This is a genomic window from Cohnella pontilimi (assembly GCF_005049045.1).
GTDB classification, from domain to species: Bacteria; Bacillota; Bacilli; order Paenibacillales; family Paenibacillaceae; genus Cohnella; species Cohnella pontilimi.
The window spans coordinates 18,208-37,020 of sequence record NZ_SUPK01000008.1; the positions used below are offsets into that span (position 1 = coordinate 18,208).

Consider the following 18,813-nt stretch of genomic DNA (forward strand, 5'->3'; position numbering starts at 1 on the left):
AAGAGCCCCTTGACGATGGAGGTTTACTGCAATAAACTTATCATCATGAGGTTTATCGCAGTAAACTTACCGGGGGGGGGAGCGATCCCAATGGAACCGTACAAATTGTTCGATGCCGAATACAAATTCGCCTGCCTGATTTGGGAACATGAACCCATCAATTCCACGGATTTGGTGAAGCTCAGCGAAACCAAGCTGGGTTGGAAGAAGTCCACGACCTATACCGTTCTAAGAAAGCTGTGCGAGCGCGGAATCCTTCGTAACGAGAATGCAACGGTAACGGCCGTCGTGAAAAAAAAGGATGCGCAGAAATACGAAAGCCAGACGGTCGTCGAAAAAGCTTTCAACGGGTCGTTGCCGCAGTTCTTAACCGCTTTTCTGGGGGGGAAGAAGCTTTCCAATCAGGAAGCCGAAGAATTGAAAAGGATCATTGAGGAGGCGACCCAGTGACGAGCCTGTTCCTCTTGATCCTGAATATGAGCGTTACGGCAAGCTATGTGGCGCTTGCGGTTATGCTTGCGAGAATTCCACTCCGACGCGCGCCTAAAATTTTTTCCTATCTCTTATGGTTGGCCGTAGCGATCAGACTGGTCATTCCCGTGAGTTTCACTTCTTCTTTCAGCATTCTGCGGCTGGTGCAGCCTCAGGCCGATAAAACGGATACAGGCTCTATGGTATTCGTGCCCCAGGACATCGGAATGATGAAAAATCCGGTTGTGGACACCGGAATCAGGGGGATCAGCCGAATCGTCAATACGTCCTTTCCTGCAGCGAAACCGTTGGCCAGCGTGAATCCGATGCAAATCGTCGTTTGGATCGGAAGTGCGGTCTGGATCGCCGGCGTGGCCGTTTTGCTTCTCTACAGCATCTTTTCCTACTTGAAAATGCGGGCCAGCGTGCGAACGGCTACCCTCGTGAAGGACAACCTTTTCGAGACCGACCGGATCGCCACTCCTTTCGTGTTCGGGTTTCTGAAGCCGAAAATCTACGTTCCCACCGGCCTGAGCGAGCAAGAACTGTCTTGCGTTTTGCTGCATGAGCAGACGCATATTCGAAGACGGGATTACCTCATCAAGCCTTTGGCATATCTGACGCTGATCGTCCACTGGTTTAATCCGCTGATGTGGTTGTCCTATGCGCTGATGAGCAAAGACATGGAAATGTCCTGCGATGAGCAGGTGATGAGCAAGATGGGCGACCGGATGAAAGGAAGCTACTCCCAAACCTTGCTGTCCCTTTCGGTCAGTAGAAGCGGGCTAAGTACCGGCAGTCCGCTGGCCTTTGGAGAGAGCCATATCAAGTCGAGAATCCAAAACGTACTCGCTTACCGTAAGGCTTCCTCTTGGACGGTTGCAGTCTCGGCGGTCGTAATTGCAGCCGTGGTTATGGGATGTACGGCGAATCCCAAGCCCATACTGGAATCGCCGCAACTTTCTTCCCAGCCCTCTGCGCAGTCTGACTATTTGGGATATCGTTTGGATTTGCTGTTGAAAAACAAAACGCCGTATATCGGCAGCGCGAGCAAGGTGGGCGGACTGATCAGCGGATTGCCGCGGCCCGAAGGTTTGGAGAGCAATGGGATAGAGCTTCAGACAACGGCTCAGCCGTACGGATTGACCATCCGTTATATCAAGAACGACTCCGCGATGGGGATTCACGAGGGGACGATCAACACCGAAGCTCTTTATTATCGCAATTCCATACTGCTCTTCAGCCTGATCGATAACGTCGATCGCGTGACCTATTCGATTGCAGATCACACGGGTCAAAATGCCGGAGCAACGGATCGCTTTACGTTCACCAGAGAACAGGCCGAGAAGCTGCTCGGAGGGGATGTTCGGCAATATTCTGCGGATGAAGAAAGCTTGCGACAACTGATCGATCGGACACAAAAACTCTGACCCTCGAGGGTCAGAGTTTTGACGTGGATGGAAAAGATGATTTTTATGCCTGGGCCTGGCTTTCGAACGCTTTCATGTCCATGTGCCCGATTTCCCAAATGTGGCCGTCCAGGTCCTGGAAGCCCCACTGATACATGAATCCGTGATCTGCCGGATCACTGTACAACTTCCCGCCCGCGGATACCGCAGCGTTGACGATTTCATCGACCTTCTCCCGGCTTTCGGCGGCCAACGCGATGGTCAATTGGGCATATTTGTCGGTGTCGACGATTTCCTTTTTCGTAAACGACTTAAAGTAATCTTCCGTCAGCAACATAGCATACATGTTGTCACCGATCACGAGGCAAGCCGCTTTTTCTTCGTCTGTGAACTGCATGTTGAACTCGAAGCCGAGCCCCGTGAAAAACGTCATTGATTTTTTCACGTCTTTCACATGCAAGTTCACATAAATGTGGGTGGACGTCAATGCCATTTTGATCACCTCAAATGTATTTTATTTGAAAATTGCACTCTTCAAAGTTACAAAATAAGGGTACAATCCGTATTGTAAGAATCGGAAGTTTCAGTTTCATGCCCCTACTTGTTACGATACTTGCATGAAATCTTGGAGGAGATTCCATGAATAACCTTGCCATCAGGCGCTTATCACCGCGCGTGATATTGAAAGATTTCATCAAAGATATCTGGGTGTTTGAGAGCAACGGGGGGCTTTCCGAAGAAGAGATGCAGATCATCGCGCCTAACGGCTCGGTAAAGTTGTTCTATTACTATGAGGGGCATGTTTCTGCGATCCGGGTTGGCGAGAATGCATTTCTGATGCCGAAACATCGGCTATTCGTCGCGGGGGTATCCGACTGCCGCATTATTGCCGATTTCGATCAAGGCAAGCCATTTGGGTGTATAAGTATGGAACTCAATCCCGCGGCCGCCTATCGCCTGCTCGCCGTTCCGCAACACGAATTGCGCAATATAATCGTGCCGTTTGGCGAGCTTACCGGCACATCGGCCGCCGGCATCCTGGAAGAGCGGATGTATCTGGCGTCGAATCCGGCGCATAAGGCAGACCTGCTTCAAGAATACCTGATTGGGACGCTCACCCGGACAGTGAGGGACGCGAGGTTCGAACATGGGGCGGCCGCGATCATGGCTTCGTGCGGTCTGGTCTCGATGGAGTCGCTTTCGAACGAGATGGGACTAAGCGATCGGTGGCTTCGCGTTAAGTTTGAGGAGCGGCTGGGCATCAGTCCCAAAACATTCGCTTCGATCATCCGCTTCCAATCGTGTTACCAAGCGTTACTCCAAGATAAGCGCGGCTTCCTGCAAAGCGGACGTTTCAACGATCACTACTACGATCAGGCGCATTTCATAAAGGAATTCAAACGATTCATGGGGCACTCGCCAGCCAAGTACACCTCGCTGCAAAACGAGGTGGGCGAGATCATTTACGTATAAGGCGTTCAACGGCGGAGGATCGAGGATTCTCCATATCACGGTTCGCCTCCACCATAAAAACACTGACCGCACAAGGTCAGTGTTTTTTATTTGTGTACGCCCAGCATGGGCGTCATGTATACGGAGAAAGACCGGCATGGGGGCTGGCGAGCGCCTACCTTTGAGGCGCCCATGGCCCGCCATCGGTGATTCAGGTTGAAAACATGTGTAATACCCGAATAATATGGAGGGTAGTCGGAAGAAAGCGAGGCGGCGCGTGTGTGGCGTATGATCTGGGGAGATTCCAGATGGCAGATGTTCGTCATTGCATTAGTTACCGCGGCGGCGGGGGAACTGAAGGTTACTCCCTTTCACGAGGAAAGCTTTCGGATTGCGCTGGGGAGCATCACGTTTTTGTTTCTGCTGCTGTTCTCAAGAAGCTTGTCCCATGTACGGATCGGATTGCTGACCGGGATTGTCGTACTGTTGTTTCGAATGCTGCAAGACCTGCTTTTCGGGACGGGCATCGCGCTAGACGTAAGCTTGCTGAATCATTTGCCGGCTTCTTTCTTCTATATTTTGTATGGGGCCGGTATGAGCTTGATCCGCCGCAGGCTCGACGATTTCAATCCGCTGCGGGTCGGTGCGCTGGTGGCCGCGATCGACTTCGTCTCCAATTCGACGGAGTTGTTGATCCGTAAGCTTCCGGCATATCCGATTGCGTTCTGGACAAGCGAGTGGTTGTATTTGTTAGTGATTGCTGTAGTTCGAAGTTATTTCGTCATCGGCTTGTACAGCACCCTTAGTCTTCGTCAGCTTCAACTCGTGCATGCTGAGCAGAATAAGCGAATGGAGCAGATGCTGTCGATTGGCGCGGGCTTGTATGGGGAAGTATTTTACCTGAAGAAGTCAATCGAGGCTACAGAAGGCATTATGGCTAAAAGCTACAAGCTTTATCAACAGCTGAAAGGCTCCGACCTGAAAGAGCAGAGCAATCAGGCGCTTCGCATCGCTCAGGAAATTCATGAGGTGAAAAAAGATTCGCAGAGGATTCTGGCTGGGCTAATCAAGCTGTTCGATAAGGAAATCGCCGTAGATTTGCGGCTCTCGGAGCTTATGGATCATGCGGTCCGCGCGAATGAGAAGTATAGCGAGATGCTGGGCAAGGAGGTTGTGTTCCGTCGGGATTCGGATGTTGATTTTCCGGTCATGCACGAGATCCCTCTGCTAACCATGCTCAATAATTTGCTGGCGAATGCGGTGGAGGCGATCGACGGGAATGGGGTCGTAATGATCCGAGTTTACCAGACAAGCGGTGACGACACGGTATTTCAGATTACGGATTCGGGACACGGAATTCCGGAGGAGGAGCGGCCGCTCATTTTCAAACCGGGGTTTACGACCAAGTTCGATAAGCTCGGTTCGGCTTCAACCGGCATAGGACTTTCGCACGTACGGGATATCGTAGATTACTTCGGCGGGATCATCCATGTTGATACAGGGCTCGGGGGAAAGGGAAGTGCTTTCGAGATTCGCTTGCCGACGCGGTCGATAAGATTGGAGGAGTGACGACGCTGACCTACTTCATTATTGACGATGATGACGTAAGCAGGAGGATGCTGCAGTCTATTGTAGAATCTAGCGGGCTGGGAGAGGTGATCGGGACGGCCGACAACGGCACAGAGGGCGTTGCCGAGATCCTTCGTGTGAAGCCGGACGTTGTGCTGATTGATCTGCTGATGGGCGACCAGGACGGCATGGAATCGATCGCCCAGCTCCGAGCCGGCGGTTTTCATGGCAAATTCATCATGATCTCACAGGTTGTCGACAAAGAGATGGTCGGTCAAGCCTATCAGACGGGCATCGAGTTCTTCATTCACAAACCGATCAACAAGCTGGAAATTCAAGCGGTACTGGAGAAGGTGAACGGGCAGCTGAAGTTGGACCGCTCGCTTCTTGAAATCCGGAAATCCCTGGCCTACCTTGAGCAAGGGAAAGCGCAAGCGAAGCCGGTCGTTAAGGAGCGGACCGCGAGGGACGCTGCCTATCATATGATGCTGGACATGGGCATCACCGGCGAAAGCGGAAGCAAAGATATCGTAGCGATCATGGAGTACTTGGTTGACCGGCGGGAGCAGGAGATGCCCCCGCTGCAGGAACTGTATGAAGCGATTGCGGCCAAATACAGGCAGAGCGACAAGGAAATCGCCAAAGAGAGTAAAGCTATCGAGCAGCGGATTCGGCGGACGGCGCTGGCGGCGCTAACCCATCTGTCCTGTCTGGGCTTAACCGATTACAGCAATCCGAAGTTCGAACATTATGCGCCGATGTTCTTCGATTTTCAGGAGGTGCGTCTGCGTATGAAGGAAATCGACGAGGAAGCCCCGACGTGCAAAGGAAAAGTGAGTATTAAAAAGTTTCTACAGGCGTTCTATTGGGACCTATCCAGAAAAATGGAATAAGGAACATTCGCGTATTAGAAAAGTGTGGCTTTGAGATAGAAGGGGAAGACAGGGGATACTCCAATTCACGAGCTGAGGAAGTTGAAGAATATATCCTGAAACTATCACTATAAAAATTCATTGTGGACTCAACAAACGGAAATTGCTGTCTCATTAACATAAAAGAAAAATGGTGGCCAATTCGGTCGCCATTTTTTTATAAATCCGTTTTTGCAGCTTACAACGGAACCCGTTAGAAGCACGGCTGCCGTTCTTTTTTTTCTTAAAAAGAACAATAAATTTATATTTCTGTAGGATTGTGTAGGATGGCGTAGTTGTGTCGATATGATGACAATGCATCAGGAAGTAAGCGCTTACAGATTCTATTTTCTGTGAGAGGAGGAGTGCGCAGGTGATTGAGTTTCGCCAAGTGAACAAGTACTTTGGCTCGTTCCATGTACTGAAGAACATCAACTTGACCGTCAAGCAAGGCGAAAAGGTCGTCATCGTCGGTCCTTCCGGCTCGGGCAAAAGTACTTTACTGCGGTGTATCAATCGTCTTGAACCGATCACGAGCGGTGAATTGACGGTGGACGGAATAGCCGTAAACGACAAGAAGACTGATATCAACAAGCTGCGCCGTGACTTCGGGATGGTGTTTCAGCAATTCAATCTTTATCCGCACAAGAAGGTGATTGATAACATCACGCTTGCGCCGATCAAGGTGCTCGGCGTCGAGCCGAAGACCGCGAGGGAAACGGCGATGTTTTATCTGGAGAAGGTGGGAATTGCCGAGAAAGCCGACCAGTATCCGTCGCAGCTTTCCGGCGGCCAGCAGCAGCGGGTCGCCATTGCCCGCGGTCTCGCGATGAAGCCGAAGATCATGCTGTTCGACGAGCCGACCTCTGCGCTGGATCCGGAGCTGGTCGGAGAGGTGCTGGATGTCATGAAAACGCTGGCGAGAGAAGGCATGACGATGGTTGTTGTCACGCATGAGATGGGCTTCGCCAAGGAAGTGGCGGATCGCGTCGTCTTTATGGACCAAGGTCAGATCGTGGAGGAATCCGCACCGGCCGAGTTTTTCGCCAATCCCCGCGAGGAGCGCGCACGCGTATTCCTTCGCCGGGTGCTTAACCACTAATTAAAAATTTGGGAGGCTTACACGACATGAATGCTTTCAAACGGTTAGCTGTTATAATCACGGCAGTTCTGCTTGTCATGACGGTTCTGGCCGCTTGCGGCAAATCTGAAGCAGGCGGGATTAAGGACATCAAAAAGCGCGGCAAGTTTGTCGCAGGCGTGAAGTACGATACGTTTCTTTTCGGCTTCAAGAATCCGTCGAACGGCCAGGTAGAGGGCTTCGACGTCGATATGGCCAAGGCGATCAGCAAGAAGATTTTCGGTGACGAGAACAAGCTGGAGCTGAAGGAAGTAACGTCGAAGACGCGAATTCCAATGTTGCAAAATGGCGAAATCGACGCGATCATCGCGACGATGACGATTACCGACGAGCGCAAGCAGCAGGTCGACTTTTCGGACGTGTACTTCAAGGCGGGCCAATCCTTGCTCGTCAAGAAGGGCAGCCCGATCCAGTCAATCGCGGATATCAAGAAGGGAACGAAGGTGCTGGGCGCCAAGGGCTCTACGTCTGTGAATAACATTCGCGAGAAGGCTCCTGATGCGACAGTGTTGGAATTCGACAACTATCAGGACGCATTCGCCGCTCTGAAGGCAGGCCAAGGCGATGCGCTGACAACGGATAATGCCATCCTCTTCGGCATGGCGAAGCAGGATCCGAACTTCGCGGTAGTGGGCGGCATCTTTACGGATGAGCCTTATGGCATTGCGGTGAAGAAGGGCAATACCGAGCTGCAGAAATTGATTAACGACGTTATCAAATCGATGCAAGAGAGCGGTGAATACGACACGCTTTATGAACACTGGATGGGCGAGAAGCCGAGCAAGTAAGAGGAACGGATCCGGGATGAGCGGCGCGAATGTCCGCTCATCCCGTTTACTTCCGGGAGAGGAGGAACGCCCGTGTTGGATTTTCACATTTTGACGAAGTATTTCGATTGGTATATGGAAGGGCTGGGCAATGTCGCCTTGGCGTGCTTGCTGGCAATTGCGGGCAGCTTCGTGCTGGGGACGGTTATCGCCGTCTTTCGGATTTCATCGATTCGGTTGTTAAATGTGGTGGGGGTTACGTATGTGGAAGTGATACGGAACATCCCTTTGCTGCTAGTGGTCTATGGCTTCTACCTGCTCCCGCCGGTGTTCGGCCTGTCTGCCGTCGACGGATTCAAATCCGGTACGCTGGGACTCACGGTTTACACCGCAGCGTTCATCGCGGAAGCGGTGCGTGCGGGCATTATTTCGGTCCCGAAGGGGCAGTCGGAGGCGGCAAGGGCTTCCGGCCTGACGTATCTGCAAACGATGCGGCATATCATTTTGCCGCAAGCGTTTCGCATCGTGGTTCCACCGATCGGCAACCAATTCTTGAACATTGTGAAGAACTCGGCGATTCTCGGCGTAGTAGCCGGATTCGACCTGATGTATTATGCGGATAAAATTTCGAGCAAGACTTACATTACGTTCACTCCATACTTGTTTGTCGGGATGTTCTACCTCGTGCTCACCGTGCCGATCAGTATCGGATTGAAATTGCTTGAGCGCCGATTGTCCCAGTCCAATTAACAGCAGAACGGAGGTGAGCCGAGTTGGATTTTGTCGGAGCGTATGAATGGCCGAATATCAGATTTATTCTGCAGGGTCTTCTGGTGACGCTGGAGGTTGCATTATACTCGATTGTGCTAAGCTTCGTACTGGGCTGCATTCTTGCTACCATTCGTTACTCCAAGATGCCGGGGCTCTCGCATGCCGTCGGTCTATGGGTGGAGACAATTCGTAACTTGCCGCTGCTGCTTATTATTTTCTTCACGCATTTTGCCCTGCCTGAGGTAGGGTTCAAGATGAATGTCTTTGTTTCTGCGGTGGTGGCCTTGACGGTATTCGAGTCTGCGATGATTGCCGAAATTGTGCGCGGCGGTCTTCTTTCGATCGACAAGGGGCAAACGGAAGCCGGGCGCGCTTCCGGGCTTACGTATTTGCAGACGCTATGGCATATCGTGCTGCCTCAAGCGCTTCGAAAGATGGTTCCGCCGACGGTCAGCCAGTTTATCGCCTTGCTGAAAGATACTTCGCTAGCGGTCATTATTGCGCTGCCCGAGGTCGTTCACAACATGAACATTGTGAAGAGCCAGAACGTGAATTATACGATGCCGGCGTTTTTGTTGGTGGCCGTACTGTATTTTCTGGTGAATTTCTCGTTATCCCGGTTGGCGAAGCGCTTGGAACTGAAGACCCATTGATCCGATGAATAGTGTGAATCTTGTGAAATTAATGGCATGCCGGGAATACGGTCGCTTAAAGTAAGCCAGCCGCATGAGGCTGGCTTTTTTGCGGTGCGCACGAATGTAAATAGCCTACCGATCCCGGTTGCTGGTTTTATGGATTGCCTTTCATGTTCACGGCCGGCACTTTCAGGGTTTCTTTGGTGATCGTATAGGGATTGCTGTAGACGGCTGTGATCTGCTCTTCCGTATTGTTTTGCATCAGCAGGTTGCCCCACTCCAGGAAATACGCCCATTTGGGCTGGTTCTGCTTGAGAAAATCGATGTCCGGCAGGTTTCCGCATTCCGAGATTACGATGGGCTTTCCGTTCGCCAGCTTCAGGAGACCATCGTAGAAGGATTGCTTATACGGATCGTAAATGTCCATTCCCAAAATGTCTACCTTATCGTCTCCCGGATAGAAAGGCTCCATCGGCAGCGACCAGTCGTTGGGGTTGGCGGCCGACCATACCCATATCAGATTGTTAAGCTTGAAGTGGTTCGTATAACGGTCATACATGTTGGCCCACAGCTTCTTGAAGAGGTCCGCCCGGCCGCCCCACCAGAACCAGGAAGCATTGTTCTCATGGTAAGGCCTCCACAGTACGGGAACCCCCGCATCCTGAAGCTGCTTGAGATACCCGGCGATCGCATCGACTTTCACCAGCCATTGGTTATAAAGCTCGGTGCCGGGTGTAACGAGCTGCTGCATTTCCTCTTCCGTGTACCAGCCTTGTACGCTCGACCAGCCCGTTTCGGGCGGATCGTTCGGCTTGTTCTGATGGAAGCTCAAGGTGACCAGGGATCCGCTGTTCCACATCTCGATCGCCTTGTCTACCACGCCTTGACGATAGGAGGCCACTTCGTCCCAGGAGAAGTCGTTGCCCCAGACGGCTGGAGCTTTTCCCGATATTTCCTGTGCCCAATTGGCGTTCGGTTCGACCGAATAATAGTGCTGTCCGGCTAAAATGTTTTTGCCGGAGATGGTATAGAGATATTTGAGAACGTTGCGGGCTTCCTTCGTCATGTTGGGGTTCCATCGCGTATCCGCAAGGGTGACGGATTTGTAACTGAATGATACGGCCAGCAGACAAAGTGTGAGCAGCAGCATCGCAACTTTTTTAAGCTTCATCGTAAACAGGCAAGGTACCTCCTTCAATTCAAAATCTCGAAAGTGTTTTCAAAAGAATTTTAACAGCGCAGCCCTAACTGGGAGTAGTTGACGGATAATTAATTCTCTACTAGTATATCTTTAGCTATATCTGGAAGGGCTTACATACATTCTGATTATCGGGGGGTTGTCTAAATGAAAAAGGCTTTTCGTCTATTCATGTTGCTTGCATTGGTTATGGTACCGCTGCTGAGCGCATGTGGAAAAAGTACGAGTAACGATGCAGGTAACAGCCCAAGCAACAGCGCAAGCACTACACCAAGCAGCAGTGCCAGCAGCAGCCCAAGCGGCGACACAACGAAAAAATTCAAAGTGGGCATTCTGGCACCGGCCGTCACACATGGTTGGGTAGCCGCTGTTGCCTATCATGCAGAAAACCGCGCAAAAGAATTGTCCAATGAGATAGAGTACAAGCTCCAAACAAGCAATAACGCCGAAGAAATGACTGCACAACTGGATGATTTAATGACATGGGGCGCACAGGCCATCGTTGCATTCCCGCAGTGGGAAGGCATGGAAGTGCCGATCAAGAGAGCGCTGGATGCCGGGATTAAGGTGGTAAACTTTGATATCGTCATCAACGCGGACGGCGTCTATCGTGTTGCCGGAAATAATGAGGACATGGGCGTTCAAGGCGCCAATTATATTGTCAACAAGATTGGCAAGGAAGGTAACGTTGTGATGCTGGAAGTTCCTTCTTCGGGTTCCGTTTCTGAATTGAGAAAGAAGGGCTTTGTAGATACCCTAAAACAAATAGCGCCGAATATGAAAGTTCAGACTTATGCTACCAAGTTTACACGTGAGGACGGCTTGAAGGATTTCGCCGATATCCTGACCAAAAATAAAAAGATTGATGCCGTTTACTCTATGGATGACGAAACATCCATCGGTGTTCTGCAAGCGATCAAAGAAGCAGGCAGAACGGATATCAAGGTGGTAACCGGTGGCGGCGGTATGCAAGAGTACTTTAAAATGATGCCGGAAAATAAGGATATCTGGATTCAGTCCGCACTTTACAGCCCGGCTATGGTTAAGGATGCCGTCGATGTAGCCCTGAAGGTTTTAAAAGGTGAAGACGCTCCAAAAGAGACGATTATCCCGACAACCATTGTAGACAGAGACAATTATACGCAGTTCATTGACGACAAATCGCCTTATTAAGTCTAGGCACTTTTCAATCGCATACACAAAGAAGGAGAGGTTATAGCCTAACTATAGCCTCTCCTTTTAATCAAAGGCGCGGAAGTGAATGACATGATCATTGAGATGAAAAACATTCGAAAGTCCTTTGGCAGCAATGAAGTGCTCAAAGGTGTATCGCTTGCGCTGCAAGGCGGCGAAATATGCGCATTGCTTGGCGAAAATGGTGCGGGAAAATCCACATTAATGAACATTTTAGGTGGAGTCCATCAACTGGACTTTGGTTCAATCACGGTGGATGGGAAGTCAGTAGAATTTCGTACGCCTGTGCAATCACAGGAGGCCGGAATTGCCTTCATCCATCAGGAATTGAACCTCATTAATGATTTGCCGATTTATGAAAATATGTTTCTAGGCAGGGAACGGAAAACCAAGAGAGGCAGCTTGGACCTGGAAAGAATGTATGAAGAAACAGAAGAGATGTTTAAGAGAATGAACGTGCATCTGGATCCCGGAACGATGGTCCGCGACCTTGACGCTTCCTACAAACAGATCGTGGAAATTTGCCGGGCGATGATGACCAACGCATCGGTCATCATTATGGACGAGCCTACCACCTCACTAACGGATCCCGAAATCGAGCGCGTGTTTTCGATGATGAGAACGTTGAAAGAGCACAATGTCGGCATTATTTTTATCTCTCACAAATTGAATGAGGTTATGCAAGTTTGCGATCGCTACTTTGTGCTTCGGGACGGAAATCTGGTGGCAGATGGGAATGTCAGCGATGTAACAACGAACGACCTTGCACGGTACATGGTAGGTCATGATGTGAGAACGGAACCGTTACGGAGAGAGAAAAAACAAGGTGCCGAGATTTTGCGTGTAGAGGGACTTACATCCCATCATACCTTTCGAGATATCAGCTTTTCCATCAAGGCCGGTGAAATCGTTGGTTTTACCGGGCTTCTGGGTGACGGTCGAAGTGAACTCTTCGAATCTATTTTCGGAGCAGTCCAAATTTTATCAGGCAGAATATCCTTAAACGGCAAAGAAGTGAAAATCAAGAATACGACACAGGCGATTGATGAAGGTATTGCCTATCTTCCGCGTAATCGGAAAGAAAATGCCATCATCAAAGACATGAACATTATGGAGAACGCATCGATCGCGACATGGCCTAAATTTTCAAGAGTGGGTATTATCAACGCGCAAAAGCATCAGGAGATCTTTGAAGAACAGCGGAAAGCATTAAAAATCAAGATGGAAAACCTTACGGACAGCATTACGAGTCTATCCGGCGGAAACCAGCAAAAAGTGGTCCTAGGTAAATGGCTGGCAGCGGGTCCTAAACTTCTGATCCTGGACAACCCGACCCAAGGCGTGGATGTAGGAGCCAAGGAAGATATCTATGATATCATCTTGAAACTTGCGGATGACAACATTGCCGTCATCGTGCTCAGCAGCGAACCGCAGGAAATCATACGCGTGTGTGACAGGGCATATGTCATGTATCACGGGGTCATTCAAGGGGACGTTGCTGGAGAGACCATGAACGAGCATAACATCATGAGTCTGGCTACGGGTGGCCAACTGACTTAGGCGAGGGAGAGGAAAGCCGATTATGAAACCAGCTCTAGATTATACGCATGTACGAAAAAATCGAAATCTACTGCAATGGTTTACCTATAAATGGTCGAGCGAACCGCTGTTTAGCACTGCCATAGCGCTCGTTATTATGGTGATATTACAGACCTTGGTTTTGGGATTCGATTATGAATCATTCGGCAGCTGGCTGCAAGCCTGGACCAACAACTGGATCAATATCCTGCGAAATAATGCGGGGACGGGAATAATAGCCTTAGGCATGACGTTCGTCATCATGACGGGAGGCATTGATTTAGCGGTCGGTTCCACATTGGTGCTCACAGGTGCTTTTGCGATGATGTTGCTCGATACAGGCACCAAAGGGTTTTTAGGCGGGATAGGGATAACAGGTTTTCCGGCATTTGCGGTGGCTGTTATTTTCGCGATACTAGCCGGTTATTTATTAGGAGCATTAATAGGCGCAACCGTTACAAAAGGAAAAGTGCCTCCCTTTATTGCGACATTGGGTGCGATGATGATTTTTAGAAGCGTTACCCAGCACTTCATGCAGGGGTACAATCCGAGAGTACCTATGGAATTTTTAGAGATTGCAAGTTTCAGAATCGGCAATTATATGATCATGCCGATTATCTATTGGGCCTTTATCGCTTACATCCTGTACTACGTTTCCAAGCGAACCACCTTTGGAAGGCAAATCATTGCCGTGGGATCCAATGAACGAGCCGCAAGGCTTTCCGGCGTCCATGTGGAAAAGGTCAAGCTGCGTGTATACTCCCTGATGGGAGTCCTTGTTTCGATTGCGGCGATCATTCAAGTTTCTCGCATCGGTTCGATGGACTTTTCCAATGCCGGAAGAGGCGTTGAAATGGATGCCATTGCCGCAGCTGTGGTGGGAGGAACCAGTCTGAGCGGCGGAAGAGGATTCATCATGGGCACCATTTATGGCATGCTAATTATTGCCGTGATGAACAACTTATTGAATCTCTTTGGCGTGCCGCCGTTCTTAAGGGAAGCCTTCAAGGGGTTAATCGTGATTGGCGCAGTATTATTGCAGAAAAAGGAAAAGACTTCATAGTCCAGTCTACAGAATGTGATTTTTGTTAAAGGTTTGCCCTCCACCGTGGCGGCGGAGGGCAAACCTTTTTCTATTTTTCTCAACATTTAATTCTCCCTTAATCCAAACAAAACACACAGCGATTGCTGCCCTGCTTAAATTATAGTTGGTAGTTTAAGAGAGGGGGATGGATGTCCGGGACAAAACGGCTGAAACAGGCAGCAAGCGTTGTTGAGACAGTCGGACCATTTTCAAATAGAACACAACGAGATGGGGAAGCGAATGAAATGGGAACTGTAATCAGCAAGAAAAAAGTGACGGCGATTGCGCTGGCATTTGCGGCGGCGTTCAACTTGGCCTGGGGGTCCTTGCCTGCAAGAGCCGAAACGGCGCAGGGAGCCAACCTTAACATTTTGGCCGAAGAAAAGATCTCCAGCGGCATTCAATATACGGAAGAGGATATCAGCAATTACTATAATACGGGCAAACGGGTTCGCCTGAACAAACTGGAAGTTATTCCTGCGGACGGCAATACCCAGATCATTTCCGGCAAAGCGGCGGAGACCGTCAATGCGATTGAAACGATTGGCGACCAAGCGCAGCGGGAAATGTTGAAAGGCAATCAGGTCGTGGCCGGCATTAATGCCGATATGTATGACATGAGCACGGGGATGCCGAACGGGTTGATGGTGAAAGACGGCCAGTTGGTGACCAGCCAGGGCCCTGATGAAAGAAACGGTTCCTACCGAACCAGTTTCTATATGGATCAAAACAATAAACCGGGGATCGCTTCCGTACATACCGAAGGAAAGTTAACGGTAGGCGAAACCGTTTATGACGTGAATTTGTTGAATCGCAATCAAGGCGTTTCCGACGGTTTGGTCATCGATACGAGCAACATTACGAGAAATCACAAGCTGACGCATTTCTATAAGGGAACGGTAGGCAATTCCGCATTTGCACTCATTCGCGTCGATCATTTTAACGGTGTTAATCCTGGAAAAGACTACATCGGTACGATCGAAGAAATCTATACGGCCGACGGCTTCGACATTCCTGCAGGGTATGTCGTACTCGCCGGTTACGGGACGATGAAATCGGTTGTCGAGTCTTTGCCCAAAGGGGATAAAGTGAGCTTCCGCTACGACCTGTATGTGGGCGCTGACCAGAACAACAATATCGCAACGTCTGTGGCATTCAACACATGGCTGGTGCGTGACGGCCATGCATTGACGGCCAGTGAAATGCCCGACAAGTCTACGTTTACGACCGGTCCGAACGCGCGTACGGCGCTGGGCATCAAAGCGGACGGAAGCGTCATTGTCGTTACCGTGGACAAGCCCAGCACCGCCTTCAGCGAGAGCATCGGGGCATCGCTTCCCGATCTCGCGAAGTATTTGCAGGAAGCAGGAGCCGTGAACGCCCTCAATCTGGACGGCGGCGGTTCGACGGAGATGATCGTCCGCAAAGCGGGCAGCGATCGTCCGGTGACCGTTAACCATCCGAGCGACGGCAATTCTCGGCAAGTCACGAATTCCTTGCTGTTCGTCAGCACGGCAGCCAAAACCGGTGTTGTCGGCCATGTGGTAGTCGATAAGAACGTTACGCTGTATCAAGGATCGAGCTATGATTTTTCCTACAGGATGACGGATGAATTCGGCAATGCCATCAAAAATGCCGCGAGCACCGTTCAATGGGAAACGACGTTCGGCAGCATCGATGCCAACGGTCAATACACCGCTCCGAAGCAGCCGGGAAGCGGAAACGTAACGGCCACCGTGAACGGCGTCAAAGGCAGCGCCAAAGTGACGGTCGTCGACTCGTTCGCATCGATCGCTTTCACGGCCAACAATAGCGTGGTCATGCAGCAAAATGAAACCAAGCCATTTGATTTTAAAGCCCTGGATGCTTCGGGCAATCAGGTGATCGTCGATCCTTCACAGGCCGTATGGAGCCTTACCGGCAATATCGGCACGGTTAGTGAGAGCGGCCTTGTCACGGCTGCGGCGGAACATGGAACGGGCACCTTGACGGCGACGATCGGCGGCCAGACGATCACGGCTTCCATTACGGTCGGGCTGAAAGAACAGGTCATCGACGATTTCGAGACGTATCCGATCGAAGGCTATCATCTCAGCGGCTACGGATACGGCAACGTCACCCAATACGCAGGCGCCGCAGGGACCAGCAAGATGCTGAGCATTTCTACGGACATCAAGCATTCGGGCAACTCCAGTTTCAAAATGGACTATGACTTTTCCAAATGGACGAAACAGCTGAACGGAACCTTGAACTGGATTCCGCACTGGTACACGGGAAGCAAATGGCCGAACGAACTTGCGGCGCAGATGGATACGACTTATAAAACAGACGTCTATCCGAAGAAGTTTGGGATGTGGGTCTATGGTGACGGTAAAGCCCCGTGGCTGAGAGCGATTTTCGTGGATGGCAACAACGCCAACAAAACGATCGATCTGACGAGCGATAAAGACGACATCAACTGGACCGGTTGGAAGTACATCGAGGTGCCGATTCCCCAAGGCTGGCAGCTGCCGATCCGGTTGAACTACCTCTACATGGTGGAGACGGACAAATCGAAAGTACCTTACTCCGGATCGGTCTATTTTGACGATCTGAAATTCCTGTATACCGATGACGTGACGGATTTCAGCGGTCCCGAATTTACCGAAACTACGCCTTCGTCCAATAATGTATACGGCAGCACGCTTGATTTCTCGACGGTGATCAAAGACAACATGTCCGGAGTGGACAAGAACCGGATTGCCGTCAAGGTGAATCATGCGGATCAAGCTTACACGTATGATGAAAGCACGGGCCGCCTCAGCTTCAAATTGGAGAATCTGACCGAAGGTGACTACAACGTATTCGTGGAAGCTTATGACCTGGCCTCCAACCAGTCGGTTCCATGGATTAACAAAACCTATCACGTGGATTTGTCTGCGGATACGGAAGCACCGGTGATTTCGAAAGTGACGCCGACTTCGGACGTGACGGTGAAAATTCCGACGCCCAGGGTGACGTTCAAACTGGTGGATGAAAAGTCGAAAGTGGATGCCGCGAGCATCTCGGTGAAGCTTAACGACGCATCGCTGCCCGTCTACTATGACGACAGCACGGGCTGGGGCTATGCCGAACCGGTGAAGAATCTGAAGGACGGCGTTTATACGCTGACGATCAATGCCAAAGACAACGTAGGCAACGCAATGCCGACTTATACGGATAAGCTGAATGTCACCGCGATCCCGCAGCCGAAGAACAAGAATAACTACAGCATCACGGTCATTCCGGATACGCATCTGTCCCCGTTCGCCGAGCCGATCTTCAAACGGGCGGCAGCGGATGATTCCTCGCTGATCATCCATCTGGGCGATATCGTTGATAACGGAACGCAGGAACAGTATGACAGCGCGGCAGAATCCACCAAGTGGTTCGGATCCAAACCGTTCTTCGTCATGGCGGGGAATCACGAGGCATTCCAAAACACGCTGGACATTTACTTCAAAACCTTTGGATCCCCGACGATGCAATTCGAATACGGGGATACGCAGATTATCATTTTGAATTCGGCTTTCGGACAAAGCATCTCGGCATCCGACTCCACGCAGTTCCACTATTTGGAGGAAGTTCTGGCCAAGAACACCAAGCCGAATGTGCTCGTCTTTAACCATGTCGTCTCCCGGGACGGTTTCGGCACGATGCATGAAATGAATCCCTCGGATGTCGCCAAGTTCGAGTCCATCTTGGGCAGCTACAAAGCTAAGCATCCCAAAGTAGATGTATACGCGTTGTTCGGGCATCTGCATACGCTGCAATCCTGGGAAGCGGACGGCGTGAAATACATCATCGGCGGCAACGCGGCCAATAAGACTTACGTTTCGCATGGTGACGGCGATTTGCTGGGAAGCGGGAAAATTACCGTGACCAAGGGCACAATGAACTACGCTTTTGAACCGCTGCTGACGAGCGTGTATATCCGGAACGATGCGGTCATGAACGGCAAAATGAAGGCGGTGGCCGGCTCCGACGTTCAACTGGATCTGTACGGAGATTTCAGGGAGTATCCAAGCCAGTACATCGCTCAGCTGAACAATCATGAACTGGTCGATATTGACTGGAGCTCCAGCAACGAGAAAGTGGCTTCCGTGGACGAGAACGGCGTTGTCACCTTCAACGCTGTGGGGTCGGCGACGATTACTGCAACATCTGGCGGCAAGAGCCATTCCATCACCGTCGAAGCGGTGGATCCGGCGGATGTGCATCCTGTCAAACTGGAGCTGGGCGTGAGCCCTGAAGTGAAGATCAACAAAGAGATCATTCCGACGATTAAAGCAACCGACGCTTACGGCGCGGTCTATGCGCTCAATCCGAAATATGTGACCTTCAGCTTCCAAAACGGATTGATCACGCAAGCCAAAAACGGCAAATTGCGGGCGAACGCGGCCGGCGATGAAGTGATCACAGCGCAATTCGGCGGTTTACAAGCTGCTGCGAATGTGACGGTCGTTTCGAAGTCTGAGAAACAAAAATAAAAAATCCCGGATCCGGAGTTTGCAATAGCACGAAAACTGCACGTCCTCTCCCGGCGTTCGCCGAGGAAAGGGCGTGTTTTTTTGCTGGCTGCCATAACGAGGGTCATGCTTTAATCGGCACGGTA

The 18,813-nt window shown here is 50.7% G+C and carries 15 protein-coding genes; 13 read left to right on the forward strand and 2 right to left on the reverse strand.

Features of this window, described 5'->3' with window-relative positions; all coding sequences use genetic code 11:
* Positions 1–90: 90 nt before the first annotated feature.
* On the forward strand, positions 91–450 hold the full coding sequence (locus tag E5161_RS15885) for a BlaI/MecI/CopY family transcriptional regulator (protein WP_136778829.1): 360 nt from the start codon (positions 91–93) through the stop codon (positions 448–450).
* On the forward strand, positions 447–1,901 hold the full coding sequence (locus E5161_RS15890; protein WP_136778830.1) for a M56 family metallopeptidase: 1,455 nt from the start codon (positions 447–449) through the stop codon (positions 1,899–1,901). Before E5161_RS15885 ends, E5161_RS15890 begins: the two co-directional genes overlap by 4 nt.
* Before the next feature lie 43 nt (positions 1,902–1,944).
* On the opposite strand, the gene E5161_RS15895 is transcribed toward E5161_RS15890, so the two are convergent.
* Positions 1,945–2,373: a VOC family protein gene (locus tag E5161_RS15895; RefSeq protein WP_136778831.1), complete on the reverse strand. Its 429-nt coding sequence runs from the start codon at positions 2,371–2,373 to the stop codon at positions 1,945–1,947.
* Between the two features lie 146 nt (positions 2,374–2,519).
* On the opposite strand from E5161_RS15895, the gene E5161_RS15900 reads away from it, so the two are divergent.
* From E5161_RS15900 to E5161_RS15930, 7 genes are all read left to right on the forward strand, one after another.
* Positions 2,520–3,353, forward strand: a complete 834-nt coding sequence (locus tag E5161_RS15900; RefSeq protein ID WP_136778832.1) for a helix-turn-helix domain-containing protein — start codon at positions 2,520–2,522, stop codon at positions 3,351–3,353.
* Between the two features lie 267 nt (positions 3,354–3,620).
* Positions 3,621–4,901: a sensor histidine kinase gene (locus tag E5161_RS15905; RefSeq protein ID WP_246042366.1), complete on the forward strand. Its 1,281-nt coding sequence runs from the start codon at positions 3,621–3,623 to the stop codon at positions 4,899–4,901.
* Positions 4,898–5,794 carry a response regulator gene (locus E5161_RS15910; RefSeq protein ID WP_342773877.1) on the forward strand — a complete coding sequence of 299 codons (897 nt, stop codon included), beginning with the start codon at positions 4,898–4,900 and terminating at the stop codon, positions 5,792–5,794. Before E5161_RS15905 ends, E5161_RS15910 begins: the two co-directional genes overlap by 4 nt.
* Before the next feature lie 391 nt (positions 5,795–6,185).
* Positions 6,186–6,914, forward strand: coding sequence for an amino acid ABC transporter ATP-binding protein (locus tag E5161_RS15915; RefSeq protein WP_136778834.1), 729 nt, complete (start codon positions 6,186–6,188; stop codon positions 6,912–6,914).
* Between the two features lie 26 nt (positions 6,915–6,940).
* Positions 6,941–7,741, forward strand: coding sequence for a glutamate ABC transporter substrate-binding protein (locus E5161_RS15920; protein ID WP_136778835.1), 801 nt, complete (start codon positions 6,941–6,943; stop codon positions 7,739–7,741).
* Positions 7,742–7,813: 72 nt separating this feature from the next.
* The gene (locus E5161_RS15925; protein ID WP_136778836.1) at positions 7,814–8,470 is read left to right on the forward strand and encodes an amino acid ABC transporter permease; all 657 of its coding nucleotides are present in this window, start codon (positions 7,814–7,816) and stop codon (positions 8,468–8,470) included.
* A 23-nt stretch (positions 8,471–8,493) separates the two neighbouring features.
* On the forward strand, positions 8,494–9,144 hold the full coding sequence (locus E5161_RS15930; protein WP_136778837.1) for an amino acid ABC transporter permease: 651 nt from the start codon (positions 8,494–8,496) through the stop codon (positions 9,142–9,144).
* Positions 9,145–9,280: 136 nt separating this feature from the next.
* On the opposite strand, the gene E5161_RS15935 is transcribed toward E5161_RS15930, so the two are convergent.
* Positions 9,281–10,297 (reverse strand): glycosyl hydrolase, encoded by a 1,017-nt coding sequence (locus E5161_RS15935; protein ID WP_211246749.1) that lies wholly within the window; start codon positions 10,295–10,297, stop codon positions 9,281–9,283.
* A 174-nt stretch (positions 10,298–10,471) separates the two neighbouring features.
* On the opposite strand from E5161_RS15935, the gene E5161_RS15940 reads away from it, so the two are divergent.
* The 4 genes from E5161_RS15940 to E5161_RS15955 all read left to right on the forward strand — a co-directional run bounded on the left by E5161_RS15940 (position 10,472) and on the right by E5161_RS15955 (position 18,688).
* Positions 10,472–11,497 (forward strand): ABC transporter substrate-binding protein, encoded by a 1,026-nt coding sequence (locus E5161_RS15940; protein ID WP_136778839.1) that lies wholly within the window; start codon positions 10,472–10,474, stop codon positions 11,495–11,497.
* A gap of 93 nt (positions 11,498–11,590) precedes the next feature.
* Positions 11,591–13,078 carry a sugar ABC transporter ATP-binding protein gene (locus E5161_RS15945; RefSeq protein ID WP_136778840.1) on the forward strand — a complete coding sequence of 496 codons (1,488 nt, stop codon included), beginning with the start codon at positions 11,591–11,593 and terminating at the stop codon, positions 13,076–13,078.
* Positions 13,079–13,100: 22 nt separating this feature from the next.
* Positions 13,101–14,159: an ABC transporter permease gene (locus E5161_RS15950; RefSeq protein ID WP_136778841.1), complete on the forward strand. Its 1,059-nt coding sequence runs from the start codon at positions 13,101–13,103 to the stop codon at positions 14,157–14,159.
* Positions 14,160–14,425: 266 nt separating this feature from the next.
* Positions 14,426–18,688 carry a phosphodiester glycosidase family protein gene (locus tag E5161_RS15955; RefSeq protein ID WP_169306727.1) on the forward strand — a complete coding sequence of 1,421 codons (4,263 nt, stop codon included), beginning with the start codon at positions 14,426–14,428 and terminating at the stop codon, positions 18,686–18,688.
* Positions 18,689–18,813 lie beyond the last annotated feature (125 nt).

What these genes read in the sequence shown, in the direction of transcription:
- E5161_RS15900 (WP_136778832.1), top strand. Translation starts at nt 2,520, where the DNA reads ATGAATAACCTTGCCATCAGGCGCTTATCACCGCGCGTGATATTGAAA.
- E5161_RS15955 (WP_169306727.1), top strand. Translation starts at nt 14,426, where the DNA reads ATGGGAACTGTAATCAGCAAGAAAAAAGTGACGGCGATTGCGCTGGCA.
- E5161_RS15920 (WP_136778835.1), top strand. Translation starts at nt 6,941, where the DNA reads ATGAATGCTTTCAAACGGTTAGCTGTTATAATCACGGCAGTTCTGCTT.
- E5161_RS15885 (WP_136778829.1), top strand. Translation starts at nt 91, where the DNA reads ATGGAACCGTACAAATTGTTCGATGCCGAATACAAATTCGCCTGCCTG.
- E5161_RS15895 (WP_136778831.1), bottom strand. Translation starts at nt 2,373, where the DNA reads ATGGCATTGACGTCCACCCACATTTATGTGAACTTGCATGTGAAAGAC.
- E5161_RS15905 (WP_246042366.1), top strand. Translation starts at nt 3,621, where the DNA reads ATGATCTGGGGAGATTCCAGATGGCAGATGTTCGTCATTGCATTAGTT.
- E5161_RS15940 (WP_136778839.1), top strand. Translation starts at nt 10,472, where the DNA reads ATGAAAAAGGCTTTTCGTCTATTCATGTTGCTTGCATTGGTTATGGTA.
- E5161_RS15950 (WP_136778841.1), top strand. Translation starts at nt 13,101, where the DNA reads ATGAAACCAGCTCTAGATTATACGCATGTACGAAAAAATCGAAATCTA.
- E5161_RS15945 (WP_136778840.1), top strand. Translation starts at nt 11,591, where the DNA reads ATGATCATTGAGATGAAAAACATTCGAAAGTCCTTTGGCAGCAATGAA.
- E5161_RS15935 (WP_211246749.1), bottom strand. Translation starts at nt 10,297, where the DNA reads ATGAAGCTTAAAAAAGTTGCGATGCTGCTGCTCACACTTTGTCTGCTG.